19 protein-coding genes and 2 tRNA genes are annotated in these 21,519 nt (G+C 52.6%); 18 read left to right on the top strand and 3 right to left on the bottom strand.

Translation table 11 applies throughout. From position 1 onward, the window contains the following. Window positions 1-10 precede the first annotated feature (10 nt). The 18 genes from folP (at window position 11) to pnp (ending at window position 18,912) form a co-directional block, all read left to right on the top strand. A complete protein-coding gene (gene folP, locus ADINL_RS14125) occupies window positions 11-877 on the top strand; it encodes a dihydropteroate synthase (RefSeq protein ID WP_409673405.1) in 867 nt (288 codons plus the stop codon). 1 nt (window position 878) lies between these two features. Beyond that, window positions 879-2,228 (top strand): phosphoglucosamine mutase, encoded by a 1,350-nt coding sequence (gene glmM / locus ADINL_RS14120; protein ID WP_036549487.1) that lies wholly within the window; start codon window positions 879-881, stop codon window positions 2,226-2,228. Between the two features lie 47 nt (window positions 2,229-2,275). Beyond that, window positions 2,276-3,055 carry a triose-phosphate isomerase gene (gene tpiA, locus ADINL_RS14115; protein WP_036549485.1) on the top strand — a complete coding sequence of 260 codons (780 nt, stop codon included), beginning with the start codon at window positions 2,276-2,278 and terminating at the stop codon, window positions 3,053-3,055. Between the two features lie 4 nt (window positions 3,056-3,059). Next, complete coding sequence (gene secG, locus ADINL_RS14110; RefSeq protein WP_036549483.1) at window positions 3,060-3,431, top strand: preprotein translocase subunit SecG; 372 nt, start codon at window positions 3,060-3,062, stop codon at window positions 3,429-3,431. Window positions 3,432-3,459: 28 nt separating this feature from the next. After that, window positions 3,460-3,545, top strand: a tRNA-Leu gene (locus ADINL_RS14105). Between the two features lie 16 nt (window positions 3,546-3,561). Beyond that, window positions 3,562-3,638, top strand: a tRNA-Met gene (locus tag ADINL_RS14100). Between the two features lie 332 nt (window positions 3,639-3,970). Continuing rightward, complete coding sequence (locus tag ADINL_RS14095) at window positions 3,971-5,083, top strand: ABC transporter ATP-binding protein (RefSeq protein WP_036549481.1); 1,113 nt, start codon at window positions 3,971-3,973, stop codon at window positions 5,081-5,083. Between the two features lie 53 nt (window positions 5,084-5,136). Beyond that, window positions 5,137-6,237, top strand: coding sequence for an extracellular solute-binding protein (locus ADINL_RS14090; protein ID WP_036549479.1), 1,101 nt, complete (start codon window positions 5,137-5,139; stop codon window positions 6,235-6,237). Then, entirely contained in the window at window positions 6,206-7,510 is a 1,305-nt protein-coding gene (locus ADINL_RS14085) for an ABC transporter permease (protein ID WP_239644395.1), read from the top strand. The genes ADINL_RS14090 and ADINL_RS14085 overlap by 32 nt, the downstream gene beginning before the upstream one ends. Before the next feature lie 13 nt (window positions 7,511-7,523). Further along, window positions 7,524-8,375 (top strand): ABC transporter permease, encoded by an 852-nt coding sequence (locus tag ADINL_RS14080; RefSeq protein ID WP_036549476.1) that lies wholly within the window; start codon window positions 7,524-7,526, stop codon window positions 8,373-8,375. A 192-nt stretch (window positions 8,376-8,567) separates the two neighbouring features. Next, window positions 8,568-9,950, top strand: a complete 1,383-nt coding sequence (locus ADINL_RS16095) for a GGDEF domain-containing protein (protein ID WP_051632853.1) — start codon at window positions 8,568-8,570, stop codon at window positions 9,948-9,950. Between the two features lie 333 nt (window positions 9,951-10,283). Beyond that, window positions 10,284-10,739: a ribosome maturation factor RimP gene (gene rimP / locus ADINL_RS14070; protein ID WP_036549472.1), complete on the top strand. Its 456-nt coding sequence runs from the start codon at window positions 10,284-10,286 to the stop codon at window positions 10,737-10,739. A 31-nt stretch (window positions 10,740-10,770) separates the two neighbouring features. Then, complete coding sequence (nusA, locus tag ADINL_RS14065) at window positions 10,771-12,261, top strand: transcription termination factor NusA (RefSeq protein ID WP_036549469.1); 1,491 nt, start codon at window positions 10,771-10,773, stop codon at window positions 12,259-12,261. A gap of 27 nt (window positions 12,262-12,288) precedes the next feature. Beyond that, window positions 12,289-14,859: a translation initiation factor IF-2 gene (infB, locus tag ADINL_RS14060; RefSeq protein ID WP_036549467.1), complete on the top strand. Its 2,571-nt coding sequence runs from the start codon at window positions 12,289-12,291 to the stop codon at window positions 14,857-14,859. A 9-nt stretch (window positions 14,860-14,868) separates the two neighbouring features. Further along, complete coding sequence (gene rbfA, locus ADINL_RS14055; protein ID WP_036549463.1) at window positions 14,869-15,264, top strand: 30S ribosome-binding factor RbfA; 396 nt, start codon at window positions 14,869-14,871, stop codon at window positions 15,262-15,264. Window positions 15,265-15,267: 3 nt separating this feature from the next. Continuing rightward, window positions 15,268-16,227, top strand: coding sequence for a tRNA pseudouridine(55) synthase TruB (gene truB, locus ADINL_RS14050; protein WP_036549460.1), 960 nt, complete (start codon window positions 15,268-15,270; stop codon window positions 16,225-16,227). A 125-nt stretch (window positions 16,228-16,352) separates the two neighbouring features. Then, window positions 16,353-16,622, top strand: a complete 270-nt coding sequence (rpsO, locus tag ADINL_RS14045) for a 30S ribosomal protein S15 (protein WP_036549456.1) — start codon at window positions 16,353-16,355, stop codon at window positions 16,620-16,622. Window positions 16,623-16,803: 181 nt separating this feature from the next. Continuing rightward, window positions 16,804-18,912 carry a polyribonucleotide nucleotidyltransferase gene (gene pnp, locus ADINL_RS14040; RefSeq protein ID WP_152547692.1) on the top strand — a complete coding sequence of 703 codons (2,109 nt, stop codon included), beginning with the start codon at window positions 16,804-16,806 and terminating at the stop codon, window positions 18,910-18,912. 62 nt (window positions 18,913-18,974) lie between these two features. Here pnp and ADINL_RS16090 read toward each other — a convergent pair whose 3' ends face one another. Genes ADINL_RS16090 through rsuA form a run of 3 tightly spaced genes read right to left on the bottom strand, consistent with a single transcriptional unit; the run spans window position 18,975 to window position 21,399 of the window. Then, window positions 18,975-19,631 (bottom strand): YciC family protein, encoded by a 657-nt coding sequence (locus tag ADINL_RS16090; protein WP_051632852.1) that lies wholly within the window; start codon window positions 19,629-19,631, stop codon window positions 18,975-18,977. Beyond that, window positions 19,628-20,692 carry a class I SAM-dependent methyltransferase gene (locus tag ADINL_RS14030; RefSeq protein ID WP_036549451.1) on the bottom strand — a complete coding sequence of 355 codons (1,065 nt, stop codon included), beginning with the start codon at window positions 20,690-20,692 and terminating at the stop codon, window positions 19,628-19,630. The genes ADINL_RS16090 and ADINL_RS14030 overlap by 4 nt, the downstream gene beginning before the upstream one ends. Beyond that, window positions 20,692-21,399 (bottom strand): 16S rRNA pseudouridine(516) synthase RsuA, encoded by a 708-nt coding sequence (rsuA, locus tag ADINL_RS14025; RefSeq protein WP_036549449.1) that lies wholly within the window; start codon window positions 21,397-21,399, stop codon window positions 20,692-20,694. The genes ADINL_RS14030 and rsuA overlap by 1 nt, the downstream gene beginning before the upstream one ends. Between the last annotated feature and the right edge of the window lie 120 nt (window positions 21,400-21,519).

Here is a 21,519-nt window from a genome sequence, read left to right as displayed (position 1 = left end):
GGACCTGAAAGTGCCTGAAATTCCAATATTGCGTTGTGGACGTCGTAGTCTTGATCTTTCCCGGCCGGTGGTGATGGGGATTCTGAATGTAACGCCCGATTCTTTCTCGGATGGTGGTCAGTATTATCGTCAGGATCGTCTCTCGGTTGATGCTGTGCTGCGCAAGGCCGAAGCCATGGTGGAAGCCGGCGCTAAAGTGCTGGATGTCGGTGGTGAGTCGACGCGCCCGGGTGCTGAGCCTGTCAGCCTTGATGCTGAACTGGAGCGGGTGTTGCCGGTTGTTGAACGTCTGAATCAGCTGGGTGTGGTCATTTCACTGGATAGCAGTCAGCCCGATGTGATTCGTGAGGCGGCTGCGTTGGGTGTTGGGTTGATCAATGATGTGCGGGCGCTGCAGCGTCCGGGTGCGCTTGAAGCAGCGGTAGAGGTCGGTTTGCCTGTTTGCCTGATGCATATGCAGGGTGATAATCCGCAAACCATGCAGGTTCAGCCCCAATATCAGGATGTGGTAACGGACGTTATCGGCTTTTTGCAGCAGCAGGTAGCCCGCTGTCGTCAGGCAGGTATTGCGGAAGATCAAATCCTGCTTGATCCGGGCTTTGGGTTTGGCAAGACGCTCAGGCATAATCTCTGCCTTTTGAATCGCCTGGATCAGTTAGTGGCTTTAGGCTATCCGGTATTGAGTGGTACTTCACGAAAAAGTATGTTGGGTCAGGTGACCGGAAAGCCGGTAGAACAGCGCTTGGCAGCTAGTCTGGCGTCTGCGCTTTTGGCAGCTCAAAAGGGTGCGCGGATTATCCGTGTTCATGATGTGCCTGAAACCGTGGATGCGTTAAACTTGTGGCTAGCCACCTGTCAGGAAGCGTGGGAGAGTTGATGTGACGCGTAAGTATTTTGGTACAGACGGTATTCGTGGTGAAGTGGGTGTATTTCCGATTACGCCGGATTTTGTGTTGAAGCTGGGTTGGGCTGCCGGTTGTGTCTTTGCTCGGGAAGGGCGCAGCAAGATAGTAATCGGCAAGGATACGCGTATATCCGGTTATATGTTTGAGTCCGCGTTAGAGGCTGGTTTGTCTGCCGCAGGCGTGGACGTATTGCTTACTGGCCCTATGCCAACACCGGCTATCGCCTATCTGACCCGTACCTTCCGTGCTGATGCAGGTATTGTGATCAGTGCTTCGCATAACCCTTATCAGGATAACGGCATCAAGTTTTTTTCAGCCAAGGGCACCAAGCTGCCAGATCCGATAGAGTTGGCAATTGAGGCGCAGATGGATCTGTCCATGTCTACGGTCAACTCCGCACAGCTGGGCAAGGCGCGTCGAATTGAAGATGCAGCAGGCCGCTATATCGAATACTGCAAGGGTACAGTGAATGGCAATCTGCGCTTGAAGGGGCTCAAGATAGTGCTGGATTGTGCCAATGGTGCGACCTACCATGTTGCACCCTGTGTGTTCCAGGAGCTGGGCGCTGAAGTTATCGAAATTGCTTCTTCACCGGATGGGGTGAATATCAACCTGAAATCCGGCGCTACAGATGTGGCTGCCTTGCTTAAGGTTGTTGAGGCGGAAGGCGCTGATCTGGGGATTGCTCTGGATGGTGACGGTGACCGGTTGATCATGGTGGATCACCAGGGTGTAGTGGTCGATGGTGATGAACTGCTGTATATCATTGCTCTGGCGATGCGTGCCCAGGGGATGCTGAGTGGTGGTGTAGTGGGGACCCTGATGTCGAACTTCGGTCTCGAGCAAGCGTTTAAGCGTGAAGCCATACCCTTTATGCGAGCCAAGGTCGGGGACCGTTATGTAATGGAACAGTTGCAGGCGCAGGGCTGGGATCTGGGTGGCGAAAGCTCAGGTCATATCGTCTGCAAGCAGTTGAGCACGACCGGGGATGGTATTGTCGCTGCCCTGCAGGTGCTCAAGGCGATGGCTGATACCGGCAAAACGCTGGCAGAGCTGAAGCAGGGGGTAGCCAAGCTGCCACAGAAAATGATTAATGTTGCTGTGCCTAAGGGGGTTGACCCGCTAGGAGTGAGCGCAGTGCAACAGGCAGTGCAGCAGGCAGAGCTGCAGCTGGGCGATCGAGGGCGTGTGTTGCTGAGGCCGTCGGGTACTGAGCCGCTGGTACGGGTGATGGTTGAGGGTGAGGATTCGGCGCTGGTGGTGAGTTTGTGTAAGGAGTTGGCGGGTGCAGTGGAAAAAGCCCTGTCTGGTCTTGTAACCTGAATTCAACTCAGTTAAGATTTGCGCCTCTTTTATGAGGAGCCTTATCAATGCGTAAAGCACTGGTAGCAGGAAACTGGAAAATGCATGGACGGATCGAGCAGAATCAACTGCTGGTCGAGACGTTGGTCGCGCAGTTAACTGATCTGGCAGATGCCATTGATATTGTGATCTGTCCACCTCTGGTGTACCTGGATCAGGTTGGCAAGATGCTAAACCCTGATGTCATTCAGCTTGGTGCTCAGGATGTGTCTCGATTCGGTCAGGACGGGGCGCATACAGGTGATTGTTCGGCAGCTATGTTGGCTGATTTGGGTGTGCGTTATGTCCTGGTAGGTCATTCCGAACGCCGCAGTGATTATGCTGAAAACGATCAATGTATTGCGACCAAACTTGCTCAGGTGCTGAGTGTAGGGTTGACCCCGATTTTGTGTGTGGGCGAAATACTTGAACAGCGCGAAGCGCAGCAGGTTGAGCAGGTCATTGCCAGTCAGCTGATAGAGGCGCTCGAGGGTTTGGATAGCCATGCTGTCTCCTCTCTGGTGTTGGCATATGAGCCCGTCTGGGCCATAGGTACAGGTAAAACTGCAACACCCGAGCAGGCTCAGGCGGTCCATGCCTTTATACGCGAGACGCTTGCCAGTCGCTATGGTCAGCCTTTGGCAGACCGGATGATTATTTTGTATGGTGGCAGTGTCAAGGCTGCCAATGCTGAACAGCTGTTCGGACAAGCTGATATTGATGGTGGCTTGATCGGCGGTGCAGCGTTGGTATCTGAAGAATTCACGGCTATTTGTCGCGCTGCGGCCAATAGCACAATAGATGGTTGAGAGAATGGAAACACTTGTTCTGATTGTACACGTATTGCTTGCTGCTGCGATTATCGCTCTGGTACTGCTGCAGCAGGGCAAAGGTGCAGAAGCGGGTGCTTCGTTTGGTGCAGGTGCCTCCCAGACTGTATTTGGCAGTACCGGGAACACCGGCTTTATGGTCAAGATTACAGCACTGGTTGCGGCAATTTTGTTTGCTACTAGCTTTGCATTGGCTTACTTCGCTAAAGAGCGGGCAGCTAATGTGGGTCAGGCAGGCATCCCGTCGCTACAGGTGATTGAATCTGCCGCAGAGCGTGCCGAAGAGTTGCCTGTACTGGAAGTGCCGCGTGCATCCGGTGCTGCAAGTTCGAGTGATATTCCGACTGTTGACTGATCCTCAGTCATCAGTTCTGAAGCGTTTAGCCGACGTGGTGAAATTGGTAGACACGCCATCTTGAGGGGGTGGTGAGCTATGCTCGTGCCGGTTCGAGTCCGGCCGTCGGCACCATTTAAGTTCATGTTGATGCGGGGTGGAGCAGCTTGGTAGCTCGTCGGGCTCATAACCCGAAGGTCGTTGGTTCAAATCCAGCCCCCGCTACCATTCAACAGAACTGTCTGTTTTTGTCCTGTGTTTAAATCCTGCTGTTCTGATCCCTTCCCTGTTCTACTGCAATGCAGCTGTCATTGCGATCAAATTTATGCCTTCGGATAAATTTTTTTTCTTCCCTATTTTGTCAGAAATCATGCGGTCTGAAGCGGTGTAAGCCTCGGAATTTGTATAATTTTTGCCGTAAAAAATCGCTGTAGTTGTTTTACATCCTTTTCCAGATCGGTTATACCTAAGTCAAATAACAATAACGACAGGCCTGGCAGGGTGATTACAGCCCTCTACAGGTCACCTGCCCCGCCTGACAGACGGGAGGATTATTTCCAATGGAAAAGCCGAATGGCGCTGATTCTGAAAAGAAAAAATCGTTTGTAGTCTTTGATAGTGTGCAAAAGACTTACGACGGCGAGACACTGGTTGTTAAGAATTTTAATCTGGATATGGATCAGGGTGAGTTTATTACCCTGCTGGGTCCGTCAGGGTCGGGCAAGACAACCTGTCTGATGATGATGGCGGGCTTTGAAGTTCCCACGCATGGCCAGATTTTGCTGGACGGTACACCGATTACAAGGTTGCCGCCACACAAGCGCGGGATTGGCATGGTGTTTCAAAACTATGCGCTATTCCCTCATATGACCGTTGCTGAAAACCTTGCTTTTCCCCTCCAAGTTCGAAATATCCCCAAATCCACAATAGCCGACAAAGTCAAACGCGCCCTGTCGATGGTGAAGCTTGAGCAGTTTGGTGATCGGCGCCCTGCGCAGTTGTCCGGTGGTCAGCAGCAGCGTGTAGCCGTGGCGCGTGCCTTGGTGTTTGAGCCGCCCTTGGTGCTGATGGACGAGCCCCTGGGTGCGTTGGATAAGAATCTGCGTGAAGAGATGCAGTTTGAAATCAAACATCTTCATGAAGACCTGGGCATCAGTATGATCTATGTGACGCACGATCAGTCAGAGGCTTTGACCATGTCAGATCGGATTGCCGTTTTTGATGATGGCATTGTGCAGCAGCTGGCTACGCCAGAAGAGTTGTATGAGCGTCCGGAAAATGCATTTGTGGCCAGTTTTATTGGTGAAAACAATGCATTTATCGGTGATGTGCTGTCACTCACAGAAACACAGGCTGAAGTGCGCCTTGCTTCCGGCGACATGATTCAGGCGTTGCCGGTGAATGTCGGAGGTCAGGGGCAGAAGACCACGCTGTCACTGCGTCCCGAGCGGGTTTATATCAATCCCGATCCTGGCAGTTTGCCAAATATCCTTCAGGCACGTGTCAAAGAGGTTATCTATATGGGTGACCATTTGCGGACCCGCTTTGAAGTGGCTGGTAATAAAGATTTTATCGTGAAAACCCCGAATTCATCTGCAGTCCATCGCTACATGGCTGGTGACACCATCAGTGTTGGCTGGACTGTCAATGATTGCCGCGCATTGGACGCGTAACAATAACAACAGGCTGAATGCCCACTTTAATTAACTGAATGCTGGAGTTACAAATGACCAAGACTTTTCGTAAATCCGCTCTGACAGCGGCAGTGATGCTCTCTGCAACTGCCGTCGTTTCAACTGCACAGGCTCAGCAGGCACTAAATGTGGTGTCCTGGGGTGGTGCATATACCATGAGCCAGGAAGAAGCTTACTCCAAGCCCTGGACAGAACAAACAGGTCAGCGCATTGTCAATATTGACCGCTCTGCTACCGGTCTGGCAGGTCTGCGCGCGCAGGTTGAGGCGGGTAATGTTACCTGGGATCTGGTTGATATGTTGCCGGCAGATGCCAAAATCGCCTGCGCTGAGGGTTTGATTGAAGTGCTCGACCATGATGAGCTGTTGTCGCCTGCTCCGGATGGTACCCCTGCCAGTGAGGACTTTATACCGGGTGCGTTGGATGAGTGCTTTGTCGCTACCATTGTGTATTCCAATATCGTGGCCTTCAACACTGAAATGTTCCCGGCAGATAAGCAGCCTTCCACGATTGCTGATGTGTTTGACCTGGAAAACTTTCCTGGCATGCGTTCACTGCAGCGTCGTCCTATCAACAACCTCGAGTGGGCGCTGATTGCGGATGGTGTTGACCATGATGATGTATACGACCTGCTGGCGACCGAAGAAGGTGTTGAGCGCGCGCTGGCGAAACTGGATACCATCAAAGACAGTGTGATCTGGTGGTCAGAAGGTGCTCAGCCGCCGCAGCTGTTGGCGGATAAAGAGGTGGCATTTGCGTCTGCTTACAATGGACGTATCTTTGATGCCCAGGTCAATGAAAATCAGCCGTTCGAAATCATCTGGGATGCACAGGTGTTTGAGCTGGATGGATGGGTTGTCCCCAGAGGCAAGCTGGATGTTGCCAAAGACTTCCTGCGCTTTTCAACCGACACTGAGCGTAACGCAGCACAGGCAAGTTATATCTCTTATGGTCCGGCGCGCATGAGTGCGGCTGCTATCGTGGGTAATCACATCCCGACCGGCATTGATATGACCCCGCACATGCCGACCTATGAGCCTAACTTTGCTACGGCTCTGCCAAAAGATGATGATTTCTGGGCTGACTATCAGGATGAGTTGAATGAGCGTTTCGATGCCTGGCTCGCACGCTAATCCATCAGACCACAGTGACAGCGGTGCTCAGGCACCGCTGGTTGCTGCTGATGGTCGTCCGCTTAAAGTGAGCCTCAGGCGGGCGTTATTCAAGAACAAATTACGCGCGGTGCTGTTGGTGGCACCCCTGATGCTGTTCTTGCTGGTTGCATTTATTTTTCCAATTTTCAGCATGCTGACACGCAGCGTTGAAAGTAATGAGGTGCGTACCATTTTGCCGACCACAGCTCTGGCTATTCAGGCCTGGGAAGGTGAAGGGTTGCCTGATGAAACTGTCTATGCCGCATTGGCTCATGATTTAAAAGAAGGGCAGCGAAACCGGAATCTGGGACGTGTTGCCAGTCGCTTGAATTATGAATATTCCGGTATGCGTTCAACCATTACGGGAACTGCTCGGCGTATTACCAATGTTGAAGCACCGGAGTCCTGGCGTGACACCTTGATCGATGCACATCGGAACTGGGCTGATCCGGCTGTCTGGAGTGTTATCAAGCGTGAGTCTCGTGGGTATACACTCAGCTATTATCTGGCTGCTCTGGATATGCGCTATGACGCGGATGGCTCCATTGTGCGTCAGCCGGAGTCGCGACGAGTCTATGTGGATCTGATGATCAAAACGCTCTGGATGAGTATTCTGATTACGTTCCTGTGTTTTCTGCTGGGATATCCGGTTGCCTTCCTGCTGGCCAGTCTGCCGATGCGCAGTGCCAGTTTGCTAATGATGCTGGTGTTGCTGCCATTCTGGACTTCCTTGCTGGTGCGGACCACGACCTGGATTGCCATTTTGCAGAGCCAGGGGGTGTTGAACAATATCCTTGTGGCGTTGGGTGTAATTGATGATCAGTCGCGCTTGCAGATGATCTACAATGAAACGGGGACAATCGTGGCGATGACGCACATTCTGTTGCCCTTTATGATCTTGCCGCTTTATTCGGTGATGAAAAGCATTTCGCCTTCCTATATGCGGGCTGCGCGCTCAATGGGTGCAACCGGCTTTACGGCATTCCGGCGGGTCTATTTCCCGCAGACAGTGCCGGGCATTGGTGCTGGAGCTATTCTGGTATTTATACTGGCCATTGGCTATTACATTACGCCTGCGCTGGTGGGTGGTGAGTCGGGCCGTTTCATTACCAACTTTATTGCTTACCACATGCAGGTCTCGCTCAACTGGGGGCTGGCTGCTGCGATTGCATCGTTGCTGCTGGGCTTGGTGATTGCGCTGTATCTGATCTACAACAAACTGGTGGGTTCAGATAATCTGAAGCTGGGGTAAGGAGGAAACATCTATGGCTGTACCTGCCTATGCTACGCCTTTTGAGCGTGCCTGGTACTACATCTTCAGAATCATCTGTGGATTAATCTTCTGCTTTTTGATTGGCCCGCTGTTTGTGATTATCCCGCTGAGTTTTAATGCGGAGCCTTACTTCTCCTTTACGCAGAAGATGCTTTCGCTGGACCCGGAGGGCTTTTCACTGCGTTGGTATCAGGACTTCTTTACCTCGCAGGCCTGGCTGCACTCGATCAAGAACAGCATCATTATTGCGATTGCATCGACGATTCTGGCAACGATCCTTGGGACCATTGCGGCCCTGGGGTTGTCCAGCCGGTTTATGCCGTATCGCTCGGTTGTGATGGCCATTCTGATTTCACCCATGATTGTACCGGTGATTATTTCCGGTGCGGGAATGTTCTTTTTCTTCTCGGATATCGGTCTGGCTCAAACCTATTTGGGGGTCATTCTGGCGCATACTGCGCTGGGCATTCCGTTTGTAGTGATAACGGTTACGGCGACCCTGACGGGGTTTGACCAGAGTCTGGTGCGGGCCGCTGCATCCATGGGTGCTAACCCGACGATCACGTTCTTTAAAGTGATTTTGCCTCTGGTGTTGCCGGGTGTGATTTCAGGTGCTCTGTTTGCTTTCGCAACTTCGTTTGATGAGGTAGTAGTGGTGCTGTTTATCTCCGGACCTGAGCAGTCGACCATGCCGATTCAGATGTGGTCGGGTATTCGTGAGTCTATCAGTCCGACAATTCTGGCGGTGGCGACCATTCTGGTGCTGCTGTCGGTCGCCATGCTGATGACGGTGGAGTTGCTGCGTCGCCGGTCTGAACGCATGCGGGGTATCTCGCCTGCCTGATATTGCCTTCCTTGGCGGGTGGTCTCTCTGAAAGAGGCTGCCTGCTCTATTCTCTGCTTCTATATAAACGATCGTCGTTTAAATCTATACATGGTTTGCTAAATAACCGATACTGGATGTACGTTTGTCTGGTTCTGTAAGTCCTCACGGCGGCACTACCGGTCAGTTATATCAGGTTGTCGGCAGGTTTAAATGGAATTTATTTCGCGCTCTCTGGTTCTGATACTGCTTTACTATCTAACATGGCATTTTGCCAGTTTGTTTGAAATTGCTCCTCTGGTCAGTGCTTTTTACCCTGCTGCGGGTGTCATTTTTCTGTTTGTTTTTCATTATGGTGCGCGTTATATCCCGGTGGCGGGTGTGGCGATCCTGCTTGGTGGTTTGCCGTTTGATGTCTTTTGGAATTGGTCAGCGGATAACCTGACGATGTCGTTACGCCAATGGCTGGTTTACTCTGCAGCCGGTCTGGTTGCTCGCCATTGGCGGCTGTTTGCTTTGCCGATCAAAACAGTTCGCGATGTCAGTGCGTTGATTGTCATACTGACGTTTACGACGCTTGTGTCTGCTGCGATTGCGTTGGGGCTTCTGATTCAGTTTGCAGGACTGCAGCCGGAACTCTATAAACATCTGTTCTTCGGTTTCTGGATTGGTGACCTGGGAGGTGTGTTGATGTTTATGGCGGCGGCTACCCTGTTTATCGACCTGTATGAAGGGCACCATGTCTATCATGGTGATGTTTTTAAAGACCGACTGGCCTGGCCTTTGACACTGTTGCTGCTAACCGGGATGAGTGTCAGTGCTTACTTTCTGGTTGCGGGTCAGGAGGATATTATCAATCGTATCGGGTATCTGATTCTGTTGCCGGTGGCCTGGGCAGCGACAGTCTATGGTATGCGCTTTGCGTTGTTGACCGCTCTGGTGGTTAATCTGTTTGCGGTTGCCACCTATGCACTGCTGGACCTTGATAGTTACCCGGTACTGGATCTGCAGTTATTGTTTGCTGTCACTGTGTGTATGGCAATGATACTCGGGGCGTCGCTTGAAGAGCGTGAGCAGGCACGTTTTGATGCTGCGCATGACCCCTTGACGCGTGTTATGAACCGGCGTGCATTTTTTGATCATGGTTCGGCATTGTTTGAACGTGCACGTCGTCATGAACGGAATCTGGCGTTGCTGATGGTTGATCTCGACTTTTTCAAGCTGGTAAATGATACCTGGGGGCATAAATGTGGTGATCAGGTATTGATGTCTGTGGCGGAGTGCTGTCGGCGGGCTTGTCGACAGACTGATCTGCATGCGCGGCTGGGTGGTGAGGAGTTTGTGTTGTTACTGGATGATGCCAATCTCGAGCAGGCTCAGATCGTCGCTGAACGACTGCGTCAGGCCGTTGAAAAGATTATTGTACCGTTTACCAACCATACCCTGACGGCCAGTATTGGTATCAGTTTGCTGGATGAGCAGGCGCGCTCGCTGGATGATCTGCTGTTGCAGGCAGATAAGGCCTTGTATCAGGCAAAAGCGGATGGTCGAAACAACTGTAAAGTATATGGTTCAACAGCGCCGACTGCGTCATAAGGTTGTGGGTTTCTCCTGCTATTGCTATAATAAGTGAGTTTTTTACGAAGCCGGTGTGCGCTTTAGTGTTACTGGCACCCGTCAGACTTCGTAGGCTGGGGGATCGCGCAACCAGAATAGATGCGTGGCTCCGTCAGGTTTCATGCCAGGAGTCACAGTGTGATGATCACATTGTCTTGTCTGGATAAGAAAAAGGCCCCTCTTCAGGGGCTTTTTCGTAGGCGAATTATGGCTTAAGCCGTTCAGAAATGGGTCCGCAAGTGACCCATTTTTTGTTGGTGGCAGGGCAATTATGAGAGTAGGACGCCCGCAGGCGTCGGAGAGGTAGAGAGCGTGTCCGCTAAGATTAAACAGCTGGAAAATCTGATTCAGCCCGCCATTAATGCTCTGGGTCTTGAGCTTTGGGGCGTTGAATTTCAGTCAGCAGGCAAGCGCAGCACCCTGCGTATTTATATTGATGGACCGGAAGGCGTCACCGTCGATGACTGCGCGCGAGTCAGTCATCAGGTTAGCGGTATTCTGGATGTTGAAGACCCTATCACTGAACAGTACCTGCTGGAAGTGTCTTCCCCCGGAATGGATCGTCCCCTGTACACGCTGGCCCAGTATCAGGCTTATGTCGGGCATCAGCTCGAGGTCAGGCTGCGTGTTCCATTTGAAGGCCGTCGTCGCTTCAAAGGTGTCCTGAATGGTGTAGAGGGCGATGAAATCCTTCTGGTAGTTGATGATCACGAGTACCTGTTGCCCATCGATTTCATTGATCGGGCGCGACTGGTGCCACAATTTTAAGTGTGTGAAAGATTCAGGTGAGGCTGGGTAGATGAATAAAGAAATTTTGCTGGTTGCAGAGGCCGTTTCGAACGAGAAAGACGTGCCCAAGGCAGTCATTTTTGAAGCGATTGAGGTCGCACTGGCGACAGCAACCAAAAAGCGCTATGACGAAGAAGCGGACATCCGTGTACAGATCGATCGTGCGACAGGTGACTATGAAACCTTCCGTCGCTGGCTGGTGATGGACAATGATGCCGTACCGGCGTTGGGTACTGAATTGACGCTGGAAGAAGCGCTGGAAATTGATCCCGCATTGAAACCGGGTGATGTTTACGAAGAGCAGGTTGAATCCGTTGCATTTGGTCGTATTGCTGCGCAGACCGCGAAGCAGGTTATCGTGCAGAAAGTGCGTGAAGCAGAGCGTGCCAAAGTGGTTGATCAATACCGTGATCGCCAGGGTGAGCTGATTGCCGGTACTGTGAAGAAGGTGACGCGTGACAACGTCATCATCGACCTGGGTAATAACGCCGAAGCGCTGTTGCCACGTGAGCACCTGCTGCCACGTGAAAGTTTCCGTATGGGCGACCGTGTACGTGCAGTTCTGGATGAGGTACGTGCTGAAGGACGTGGTCCTCAGCTGATTCTGAGCCGTACATCACCGGCCATGCTGGTGGAGCTGTTTAGCCTGGAAGTACCTGAGATTGCTGAAGAAGTGATCGAGATTCGTGCCGCAGCCCGCGATCCGGGATCGCGCGCAAAAATTGCGGTAAAGACCAATGATGGTCGTATTGATCCAGTTGGCGCTTGTGTGGGTATGCGTGGATCACGTGTTCAGGCAGTGACTAATGAACTGGGTGGTGAGCGTGTAGACATCGTGCTTTGGGATGATAACCCTGCGCAGCTGGTGATCAATGCCATGGCACCTGCGGAAGTGGCCTCCATCGTGATTGATGAAGACAGTCACTCTATGGATGTCGCTGTTGCGGAAGAAGCACTGGCGATGGCGATTGGTCGTAACGGTCAGAACGTCCGTCTGGCCAGCGAAATGACTGGCTGGAAGCTGAACGTCATGAGTGAAGCCGAAGCACAGGAAAAACATCAGTCAGAAGTCGGTCGCGTGCTGGCGCTGTTCATGGAGCATCTGGATGCCGATGAAGAGCTGGCTCAAGTGCTGGTTGAAGAAGGCTTTACTTCTCTGGAAGAGGTGGCCTATGTACCGGTTGATGAAATGCTTGAAATTGATGGCTTCGATGAAGACATTGTCGAGGCACTGCGCGCACGTGCCAAGGATGCGTTGCTGAATCTGGCGATTGCCAGCGAAGAGCAGCTTGAAGCGTCGGAGCCTGCGGAAGACTTATTGAACATGGATGGTATGGATCGTGCGCTGGCTTTCCAGTTGGCGGCCAAGGGTGTGATCACCATGGAAGATCTGGCAGAACAGTCTGTCGATGAATTAACTGAAATTGAGGGGCTGGATGAAGAACGGGCCGCGGCATTGATTATGACAGCACGCGCACCCTGGTTTTCAGACAGTCAGTAACAGTCAACGGAGAAGAGGAACCCATTTATGGCAGAAGTAACCGTTAAACAGCTTGCCGATGTGGTTGGTGTATCCGTTGAGCGTTTGCTCAATCAGATGCAGGATGCCGGAATCAACGGTAAAAGCGAAACCTCCATGGTATCCGAGTCAGAGCGCCAGGCGCTGCTGACGTACCTGAAAAAATCACATGGAGAAGAGGGTAGCGCGACTGAACCGAGTCGTATTACGCTGAAGCGCAAAACCACCTCTCAATTGAAAGTGGCTGGTGCAGCGGGCAAGCGCAAAACCGTCAATGTTGAAGTGCGGAAAAAACGTACCTACGTCAAGCGCGAAGAGCTGGATGACGCCAATAAAATGACCGAAGAGGTTGAGCTGCCAGAAGTCGAGCAGGCTGAACCTGTGGCGGAAGTGGCTGAACCCGTTCAGGCAGAAGTGGCTGAAGCGGCTCCGGTGAGCGATGAGCGTGCCGCAGATGCTGTGGTTGAAACCACCGCAACTGAGCCGGTAGCTGATGTGACTCCTGTTGCAGCAGAGGTTGAAAACCTTGCTGTGGCGTCTGTGGATAACCCGCCAGCTGTAGCGGCTGTCGGTGATGAGCCTGCAGACAAGAAAGCGGCACCGCGTGGCAAGACCAAAGAAAACCGTGCCAGGGGTCGTGGTCGAGACGAAGATGAAGCGCCACGTCGTGGCAAGCCGGTCACTGCACGCAAGGGTGCACCTGCCCTGAATGAAGAAAATCAGCGCAGCAGCACACGTCGTCCGGGCAAGAGCCCCAAGCGTGCTGCAGGTCGTGGTCGTCCCGGGCAGAATCAGCATGGCTTTGAAAAGCCGACAGCTCCGGTGATACATGATGTCAGTATTCCTGAAAGTATCACGGTTGCAGATCTGGCGAAGAAAATGTCTGTCAAGGCAGCTGAAGTAATCAAGGTCATGTTCAAGATGGGTGCGATGGCAACCATCAACCAGGTGCTGGATCAGGATACTGCCGTACTGGTGGTTGAAGAGATGGGCCATAAAGCGACTCCGTTGCAGGAAAATGCAATTGAGGATGCGCTGCTGGAAGGTCTGAAACAGCATGAAGGTGAGGCAACTTCACGTGCGCCTGTCGTGACCGTTATGGGTCACGTTGATCATGGTAAGACATCGCTGCTGGACTACATTCGTGAAGCCAAAGTGGCTGCCGGGGAGTCTGGTGGTATTACTCAGCATATCGGTGCCTATCATGTAGAAACCGACAACGGTATGGTCACCTTCCTGGATACTCCGGGGCATGCGGCGTTTACTGCCATGCGTGCACGTGGTGCCAAATTGACTGATATCGTTATTCTGGTAGTGGCAGCCGATGACGGGGTGATGCCGCAGACCGAAGAAGCGATTCAGCATGCCAAGGCTGCGGGTGTTCCACTGGTTGTAGCGGTGAACAAAATTGATAAGCCGGAAGCTGATCCGGACCGTGTCCGTAATGAACTGGCACAGCGCGACGTTATCTCCGAAGAGTGGGGTGGCGATGTCCAGTTCGTCCATGTTTCGGCGAAAACGGGTGAAGGCATCGATGCGCTGCTCGACGCTGTCCTGCTGCAGGCTGAGGTGCTTGAACTGACAGCCATTGCTGATATGCCTGCGACAGGTGTTGTGGTCGAGTCGCGTCTGGATAAAGGACGTGGTTCCGTATCAACACTGTTGATCCAGAATGGTACGTTGAAAAAAGGTGATATTGTTCTGGCGGGTCTGCACTACGGTAAAGTACGTGCGATGCTGGATGAAGCGGGTCGCCCTGTTGATTCTGCGGGTCCTGCAATTCCGGTAGAAATTCTCGGTCTCGATGGTACGCCGGATGCCGGTGATGAATTCACCGTGGTATCTTCTGAGAAGAAAGCCCGTGAAGTTGCGCTGTTCCGTCAGGGTAAATTCCGTGAAGTGAAACTGGCCCGACAGCAGAAGGCGAAGCTGGAAAACCTGTTTGCCAACATGCAGGCGGGTGACGTCAAGTCACTCAATATCGTATTGAAGGCGGATGTCCGTGGTTCACTGGAAGCCTTGACCACGTCTCTGGAAGATCTGTCCACTGACGAAGTGAAGGTCAATATTGTCTCCAGTGGTATCGGTGGCTTTGGTGAAACCGACGCTAACCTGGCCCTGGCCTCTTCAGCAATTCTGATCGGCTTCAATGTGCGTGCCGATAATCAGGCTAAAGCCATTGTTGAGCGTGAAGAGCTGGAGCTGCGTTACTACAGTGTCATTTACGACATCATCAATGACGTCAAACAGGCGATGGCTGGTTTGTTGTCACCTGAATACCGCGAAGAGATCGTCGGTATTGCTGAAGTGCGTGATGTATTCCGTTCTCCGAAGCTGGGCCAGATTGCCGGTTGTATGGTTATTGAAGGAACCGTCTACCGTAACAAGCGCATCCGTGTACTGCGTGATAACGTGGTGATCTACGAAGGTGAGCTGGAGTCACTGCGTCGCTTTAAGGATGCAGTTGCTGAAGTCCGAAATGGCATGGAGTGCGGTATCGGGGTGAAAAACTATAACGATGTTAAAGTCGGCGATCAGATCGAAGTCTTTGACACTATTGAAGTACAGCGTACGCTGTAACGGAGAGATATGGCACGCGAGTTTAAACGTACCGACCGGGTGGCGGACCAGATCCAGCGTGATCTGGCCATGCTGATCCAGCGTGAAATCAAGGATCCCCGATTGGGAATGGTAACGGTCAGTTATGTCAAGGTCAGTAAAGACCTTGGCTATGCTGATACCTATATTACCGTTCTGCCACTGGGTGATCAGAATGAGGCGTCGGTGGTATCAGAATCGCTGGCGGTGCTGAATCATGCTGCAGGTTTTCTGCGTAAAGAGCTGTCCCGTGGTATCAAACTGCGGGTTATGCCTCAGCTGCGCTTTCATTTTGATGAAAGTGTGGATCGTGGACGCCGCTTGCACAGCCTGATTGAGCGCGCGTATCAGCAGGAGCAAAAGCGCTCCTCCGATACCGAGGAGTAAGTTTTGGCACGTAAACCCAAGGGCCGTGCCATTGACGGCATTTTTCTGCTGGATAAACCCGCCGGGATGAGTTCCAACAAGGCGTTGCAGCAGATTAAACACCTCTATGGTGCTGCTAAGGCTGGTCATACCGGCGCGCTGGACCCTTTGGCAACAGGTTTGTTGCCGATCTGTCTGGGTGAGGCGACCAAGTTTTCCCAGTATCTGCTGGATGCTGACAAAGGCTATCTGACGACGGCAAAACTGGGTCAGAAAACCGATACAGCCGATGCCGATGGCGAAGTGATCGAAACCCGGGAGCTGCCCGCCGATTTGAGTGTTGCTCAGGTTGAGGCATTGCTGCAACAGCACTTCAGCGGTGAGATAGAGCAGGTTCCGCCGATCTATTCAGCCTTGAAACTGAATGGTCAGCCGCTGTATAAACTGGCGCGTAAAGGGATTGAAGTTGAAGTCCGGCCCCGCCGGGTGACGATTCATTCGATCCGGTTGCTGGCGCTACGGGAAGATGAGCTGGATCTGGAAGTGCATTGCTCCAAGGGCACCTACATCCGCAGTATTGTCCAGGATCTGGGCGAATTACTGGGTTGTGGTGCACATGTGAGCCAGTTGCGGCGCATTCGGGCAGGTGCTTTTGATGCGTCTCAAATGCAGGGCTTTGACAGTCTGAATGCCAGTCTCCAGGTTCTGCAGACGGATGCACCCGAGTGCATACAAAAACATCTGGATGCGTTATTATTACCGCCCTGGAGTGCAATTGACAGTTTGCCGGCGTGTGAGCTTTCTCACGAGCAGGCTGTTGCCTTGCGCCAGGGACGTCAAGTGACTGATCTGGCATTGCCGGCAGCTACACAATGGCGCGTTTTTGCACAACCGGATGGGCAGTTTATCGGACTGGCAGAAAGCGATGCCCTGGGACACCTCAAGGGCAAGCGACTGGTACGCACCGATACCGCTCCATTGTAACGAATACGGCTGATCCTCTTGTTGAGGGTTGCCACTGACGCAGTACTGGAAATATGCCCGGCTCTGCGCGTCTACCAACCAGCAGCCAGTTTACGGCTGTGTGCATATTGTTAAAGGAGAGAAAAATGGCATTAGCAACAGAAAAGAAAGCCGAAATCGTCGCTGAATTCGGTCGTGCTCCTGGTGATACAGGTTCCCCTGAAGTGCAGGTCGCCCTGCTGACTGCAAACATCACTGGTTTGCAGGATCACTTCAAGGCCAACAAACAGGATCACCATTCACGTCGTGGTCTTATTCGCATGGTTAACCAGCGTCGTAAGCTGCTGGATTACCTGAAGCGTAAAGACGCTGATCGCTATCTGCAGCTGATCGCGCGTCTGGGTCTGCGTCGCTAAGCTGAAGTGTTACCCGGGGCCATACGATGTATGGCCCTCTTTTTTTCAGCACTGAAACATTGACAATCATCCGGCCCGTACTCAGGTGCATGTTGCCACCAGCGTGCAGCTGAGTACTGGCTCAAAGAATGGCATGATTGGTTTGTGGTGCTGATATCTTACTTAAACACAGGAGATTATCGTGCAAGCGATTACTAAAACCTTTCAGTACGGTCAGCAGACCGTAACCCTCGAGACAGGCAAGGTTGCCCGTCAGGCGACTGGTGCCGTGATGGTCACTATCGATGAGAAAACTCAGGTACTGTGTACTGTTGTGGGTGTGAAAGAGGCCAAAGAAGGTCAGGATTTCTTCCCCTTGTCTGTACACTACCAGGAAAAATACTACGCAGTTGGACGTATTCCTGGCGGCTTCTTCAAGCGTGAAGCGCGTCCTACCGAAAAGGAAACGCTGACGTCACGTCTGATCGATCGTCCGATCCGCCCGCTGTTCCCTAAGGGTTTCATGAATGAAGTCCAGGTGGTTTGTCAGGTGATGTCTTCTGACAAAGGTACGGATCCGGATATCGCGGCCATGATCGGTACCTCTGCAGCACTGGCTGTTTCCGGTATCCCGTTCCAGGGACCGATTGGTGCAGCGCGTGTCGGCTTCACTGAAGATCAGGGTTATATCCTGAACCCCAACTACGCCACTCTGGCTGTTTCTGAGCTGGACATGGTGGTTGCCGGTACAACAGATGCGGTACTGATGGTTGAGTCAGAAGCAAAAGAGCTGACCGAAGATGAAATGCTGGGTGCGGTACTCTTTGCGCACCAGGAAATGCAGGTGGTGATCCAGGCGATCAATGAATTCGCGGCTGTTGCTGCGAAGCCTACCTGGGACTGGCAGCCTGCCGCCAAGGACGAGTCCTTGACTGCTCAGGTTCAGCAGCTGTTAGGCACGCGCCTGAGTGATGCTTACCAGGTCGCTGATAAAGTCCAGCGTCAGGATAATGTGCGTGCATTGCGCGATGAAGTCGTCACCAGCCTGGCGACGGGTGAAGAGAATGCACCTTCTGCAGATGCAGTGAAAAAAGTCTTCAGCAGCATCGAGAAAGACACCGTACGCGGCCGCATTCTGGATGGTCTGCCACGTATCGATGGTCGTGATACCAAGACTGTTCGTCCGATTGATGTCGAGATTAACACCCTGCACAGCGTACATGGTTCATCACTGTTTACCCGTGGCGAAACTCAGGCGATTGTAACCTGTACGTTGGGTACTGCGCGTGATATGCAGATCATCGATGCGATTGAAGGTGAGCGTAAAGACAACTTCATGCTGCAATATAACTTCCCGTCTTACTCTGTCGGTGAAGCCGGTCGTATGGCAGGTCCGGGTCGTCGTGAAATTGGTCACGGTCGTCTGGCGCGTCGTGGTGTGCAGGCGATGCTGCCCACACTGGAAGAGTTCCCTTATACCATTCGCGTGGTGTCTGAGATCACTGAGTCCAACGGTTCCAGCTCCATGGCCTCTGTGTGTGGCGCTTCTCTGGCATTGATGGATGCCGGTGTACCGCTTAAAGCACCTGTGGCCGGTATTGCGATGGGTCTGGTCAAGGAAGGTGAGCGTTTTGCTGTCCTGACCGATATTCTGGGTGATGAAGATCACCTGGGTGACATGGACTTCAAAGTTGCCGGTACCGAGAATGGTGTCACTGCACTGCAGATGGATATCAAAATCACCGGTATTACTGAAGAGATCATGGAGATCGCACTGGAGCAGGCCATGGATGCGCGTAAGCATATCCTGCGTGAAATGGCGAAGGTTATCGGCTACAGCCGTCCTGAGCTGCCAGACAATGCGCCTGCAATGACTCAGCTGAAAGTTAATCCTGAGAAGATCCGTGATGTGATCGGTAAGGGCGGTGCCACTATCCGTGCACTGACTGAAGAAACCGGTGCAGCGATCGATATCGAAGATGACGGTACGGTGCGTGTTTACGCAGACAACAAGGAAAACGCCAAAGCAGCGGTTGACCGTATTCTGGCGATTACAGCTGAAGCCGAAGTTGGCAAGATCTACGAAGGTAAGGTTGTACGTCTGGAAGAGTTTGGTGCGTTTGTGAATATCCTGCCGGGTAAAGACGGTCTGGTGCATATCTCACAGATCGCCAATGAGCGCGTCAAGGCAGTGACTGATTACGTAAAAATGGATGATATCGTCAAGGTCAAAGTGCTGGATGTCGACGTTCGTGGACGTATCAAGCTGTCCATGAAAGACATGGAAGAAGACGAGTCTGTCGGTAACTGATTACCACACCCGTGATCCTCACGGGTTCCTGCTGCATGGCAGGGACCCGTGAACTTTCTGAGTTATTGCCCTTCCCGCATCGCGCTGAACACGCGGAATCCGAATACGGTCAGCATTACCCCGCCAAAATCCACCAGTAAAGAGAGCACCAGTGCGATCAGTGTGGAACCAAACAGTTGTTGAATCAGCATTTCCAGCAAAAACAGGCACAGGAAAATCAGGATAAAGCCTTGCAGCAGCATCCAGAAATAGGACTGCGTCTGTGACCAGCTTTGTTTCAGGGATTCAGTGGCTGATTTGTTTTCCAGTACACAGATGTAATCTGCAAAGGCCAGGCGTACCCCGACAATCACTCCCGGGATAACCAGGGCAATCAGACCCAGCAAGACTGCTAATCCGTTCAGAATATACGTCAGCAGCAGCCTGCCCCAGCAGGTCATCCCGAGACTGATGGCGCTCATGGGCGACAGGGGTTTGCCATCCAGCACTGACTGCATGTAAAAAATAGTGGCCCCCCAGTAGAGCGGCAGCAGACCCAGCTGCAACAGGCCCAGCAGCAGAAAACTGCCAGCGGACTCACCGGATGCACCGGTCATATTACCCTGCAGAATAAATCCGAGAATGCCGATGAGTGCCAGAAAAGGCAGCTGAATGGCGGCCAGAGTGATCAGGTGCTGTCTGAAGAAAAACAGCGATTGACGTAAGTATTCAAATGTCATGATGCGTCCTGTGAGTGTTTGGGTTGACTCAAGTGAATGAGTTTAAACTGTCCATTATCGGCATACAGCCGGATTCTAGCAAAATAACGCTGTGCTTTCTGTTCCAGAGGAATGTGTTTGTTGACCACAAAGCAGGCTTGTCCCTGCGGGCTGAGCAGTCGGGCACTGGCCGCTATGAAGCGGCTGGTCAGATCAAGGTTGGTGGCAAAGCCGCTGTGAAACGGCGGATTGCACAGCAGGATGTCATAAGGGCCTTGCAGTGTGTCGCCAGCATTCGACGCAACCACCTCTGCCAGGATTCCCTGCGCTTCCAGATTGGCCTGGCAGCAGTGTAACGCCGCAGCGTTATTGTCGGTACAGGTGAGTTGGGTCTGGGTGCCGGCAGTTTGCAGACTGAGGTAGCCAAAGCCGCAGCCCAGGTCCAGCACACGGCCTGAGAGGGGGAATGGCTGATTCAGCATGGTGGGTAGCTCGGCTATCAGAAACGCACTGCCAGGATCGACCTTTTGCCAGCCATACAAACCCGGTTTGCTGATAAAACTGTAGCCATGACGGTCTGTGACCGGACGTGTTTCGGTGTAATGCTGATCGTCGAGATCGTTACCGGCCTGTTGCGGATCATGGCTGATACGGGCAAACCACAGGCCGGCACTGACCTTGTGTTCGGATAACGGGCCGCCTAAACGTTCGGCAGCACGCTTGTTGAATCCACGTACCCCTTCACTTTTGTCTCCAATCAGCCAGAGCTCACCACCGGGTCTCAACAGACGTGCTGTTTGATTGATGAGGTAGTGCACCAGGGCTTTTTCTTTCGGCAAGCGCAGTAACACGCAGGAAAGACTGGCGGGCAGGATCTGTCCGCTATCGAAGTCGTTGAATGTGACCTGCCACTGTCGCGCTTTGAGTTGCTGATACAGGTCATAGCGATTGGTGATGGCACGAATTCCCGGGCGCTGTTCTGGAATCAGCAGAATATTCTCATCCACCCACCAGAGGCTATCTGCCGGTGCTTGTGCAATATATTGATGCAATAGTGTTGTTGCCGGATCTGTCGGGTTCATCAGCGGGAAGGCTCGGTGTAAACAGAGGCGACTTCAGCGTCTGTCAGGTCACGGTATTCACCGGGGGCCAGATCCGGGTCGAGCAGGATACTGCCGACCTGTTCGCGGTGCAGTGCCACAACCCGATTGCCCAGTGCAGCGAACATGCGCTTGACCTGATGATAGCGGCCTTCAGTCAAGGTCAGCAGCGCTTCAGTGTCACTCAGGCGCTGGAGCTGAGCTGGCTTGGTCCGTTTGGCTTCGTGTTTCAGCAAAATGCCACGTTCAATTTGTGCTTCGGCATCGGCAATCAGGGGCTCTGCCAGCTGCACACGGTAGCGTTTGGACAATTTATGTCTGGGAGAGGTGATACGGTGTGACCATTGGCCGTCATCAGTGAGTAACAGCAGGCCGGTTGTATCCAGATCCAGGCGCCCTGCAATGATCAGCCGTTCGGCGGCGGGCAGGTCGATCAGGGTCAGCGCAGTGACATGGGTTGGATCATCATTGGAACAGACGAAGCCCTCTGGCTTATGCAGCATGATGTAGCGAGGTTTGGGCTCTGACAGGGATTCACCATCCAGAAACACCTGATCTTCGCTGCCGACATGACGGCCGCTGTCACGTTCTGGCTGGCCGTTCACCTCAACCAGTCCGGCGTGCAAGCGTTTTTTGACTTCTTTGCGTGACAACCCGGTGGTTTGGGCCAGGTATTTATCCAGACGCATAGCGTACCCTATTGCTGAAAAAGCGTGATTATAACGCAACCCGGCAGCCAGGTATCCCTTACAGTTTGTATCATGAAATACACCGGGCTTTCCGCTAGAATAAAGGCTTATTCAAGCGAT

It is taken from the genome of Nitrincola lacisaponensis, from assembly GCF_000691225.1.
GTDB classification, from domain to species: Bacteria; Pseudomonadota; Gammaproteobacteria; order Pseudomonadales; family Balneatricaceae; genus Nitrincola; species Nitrincola lacisaponensis.
This window is presented reverse-complemented; position numbering and strand designations above follow the sequence as displayed.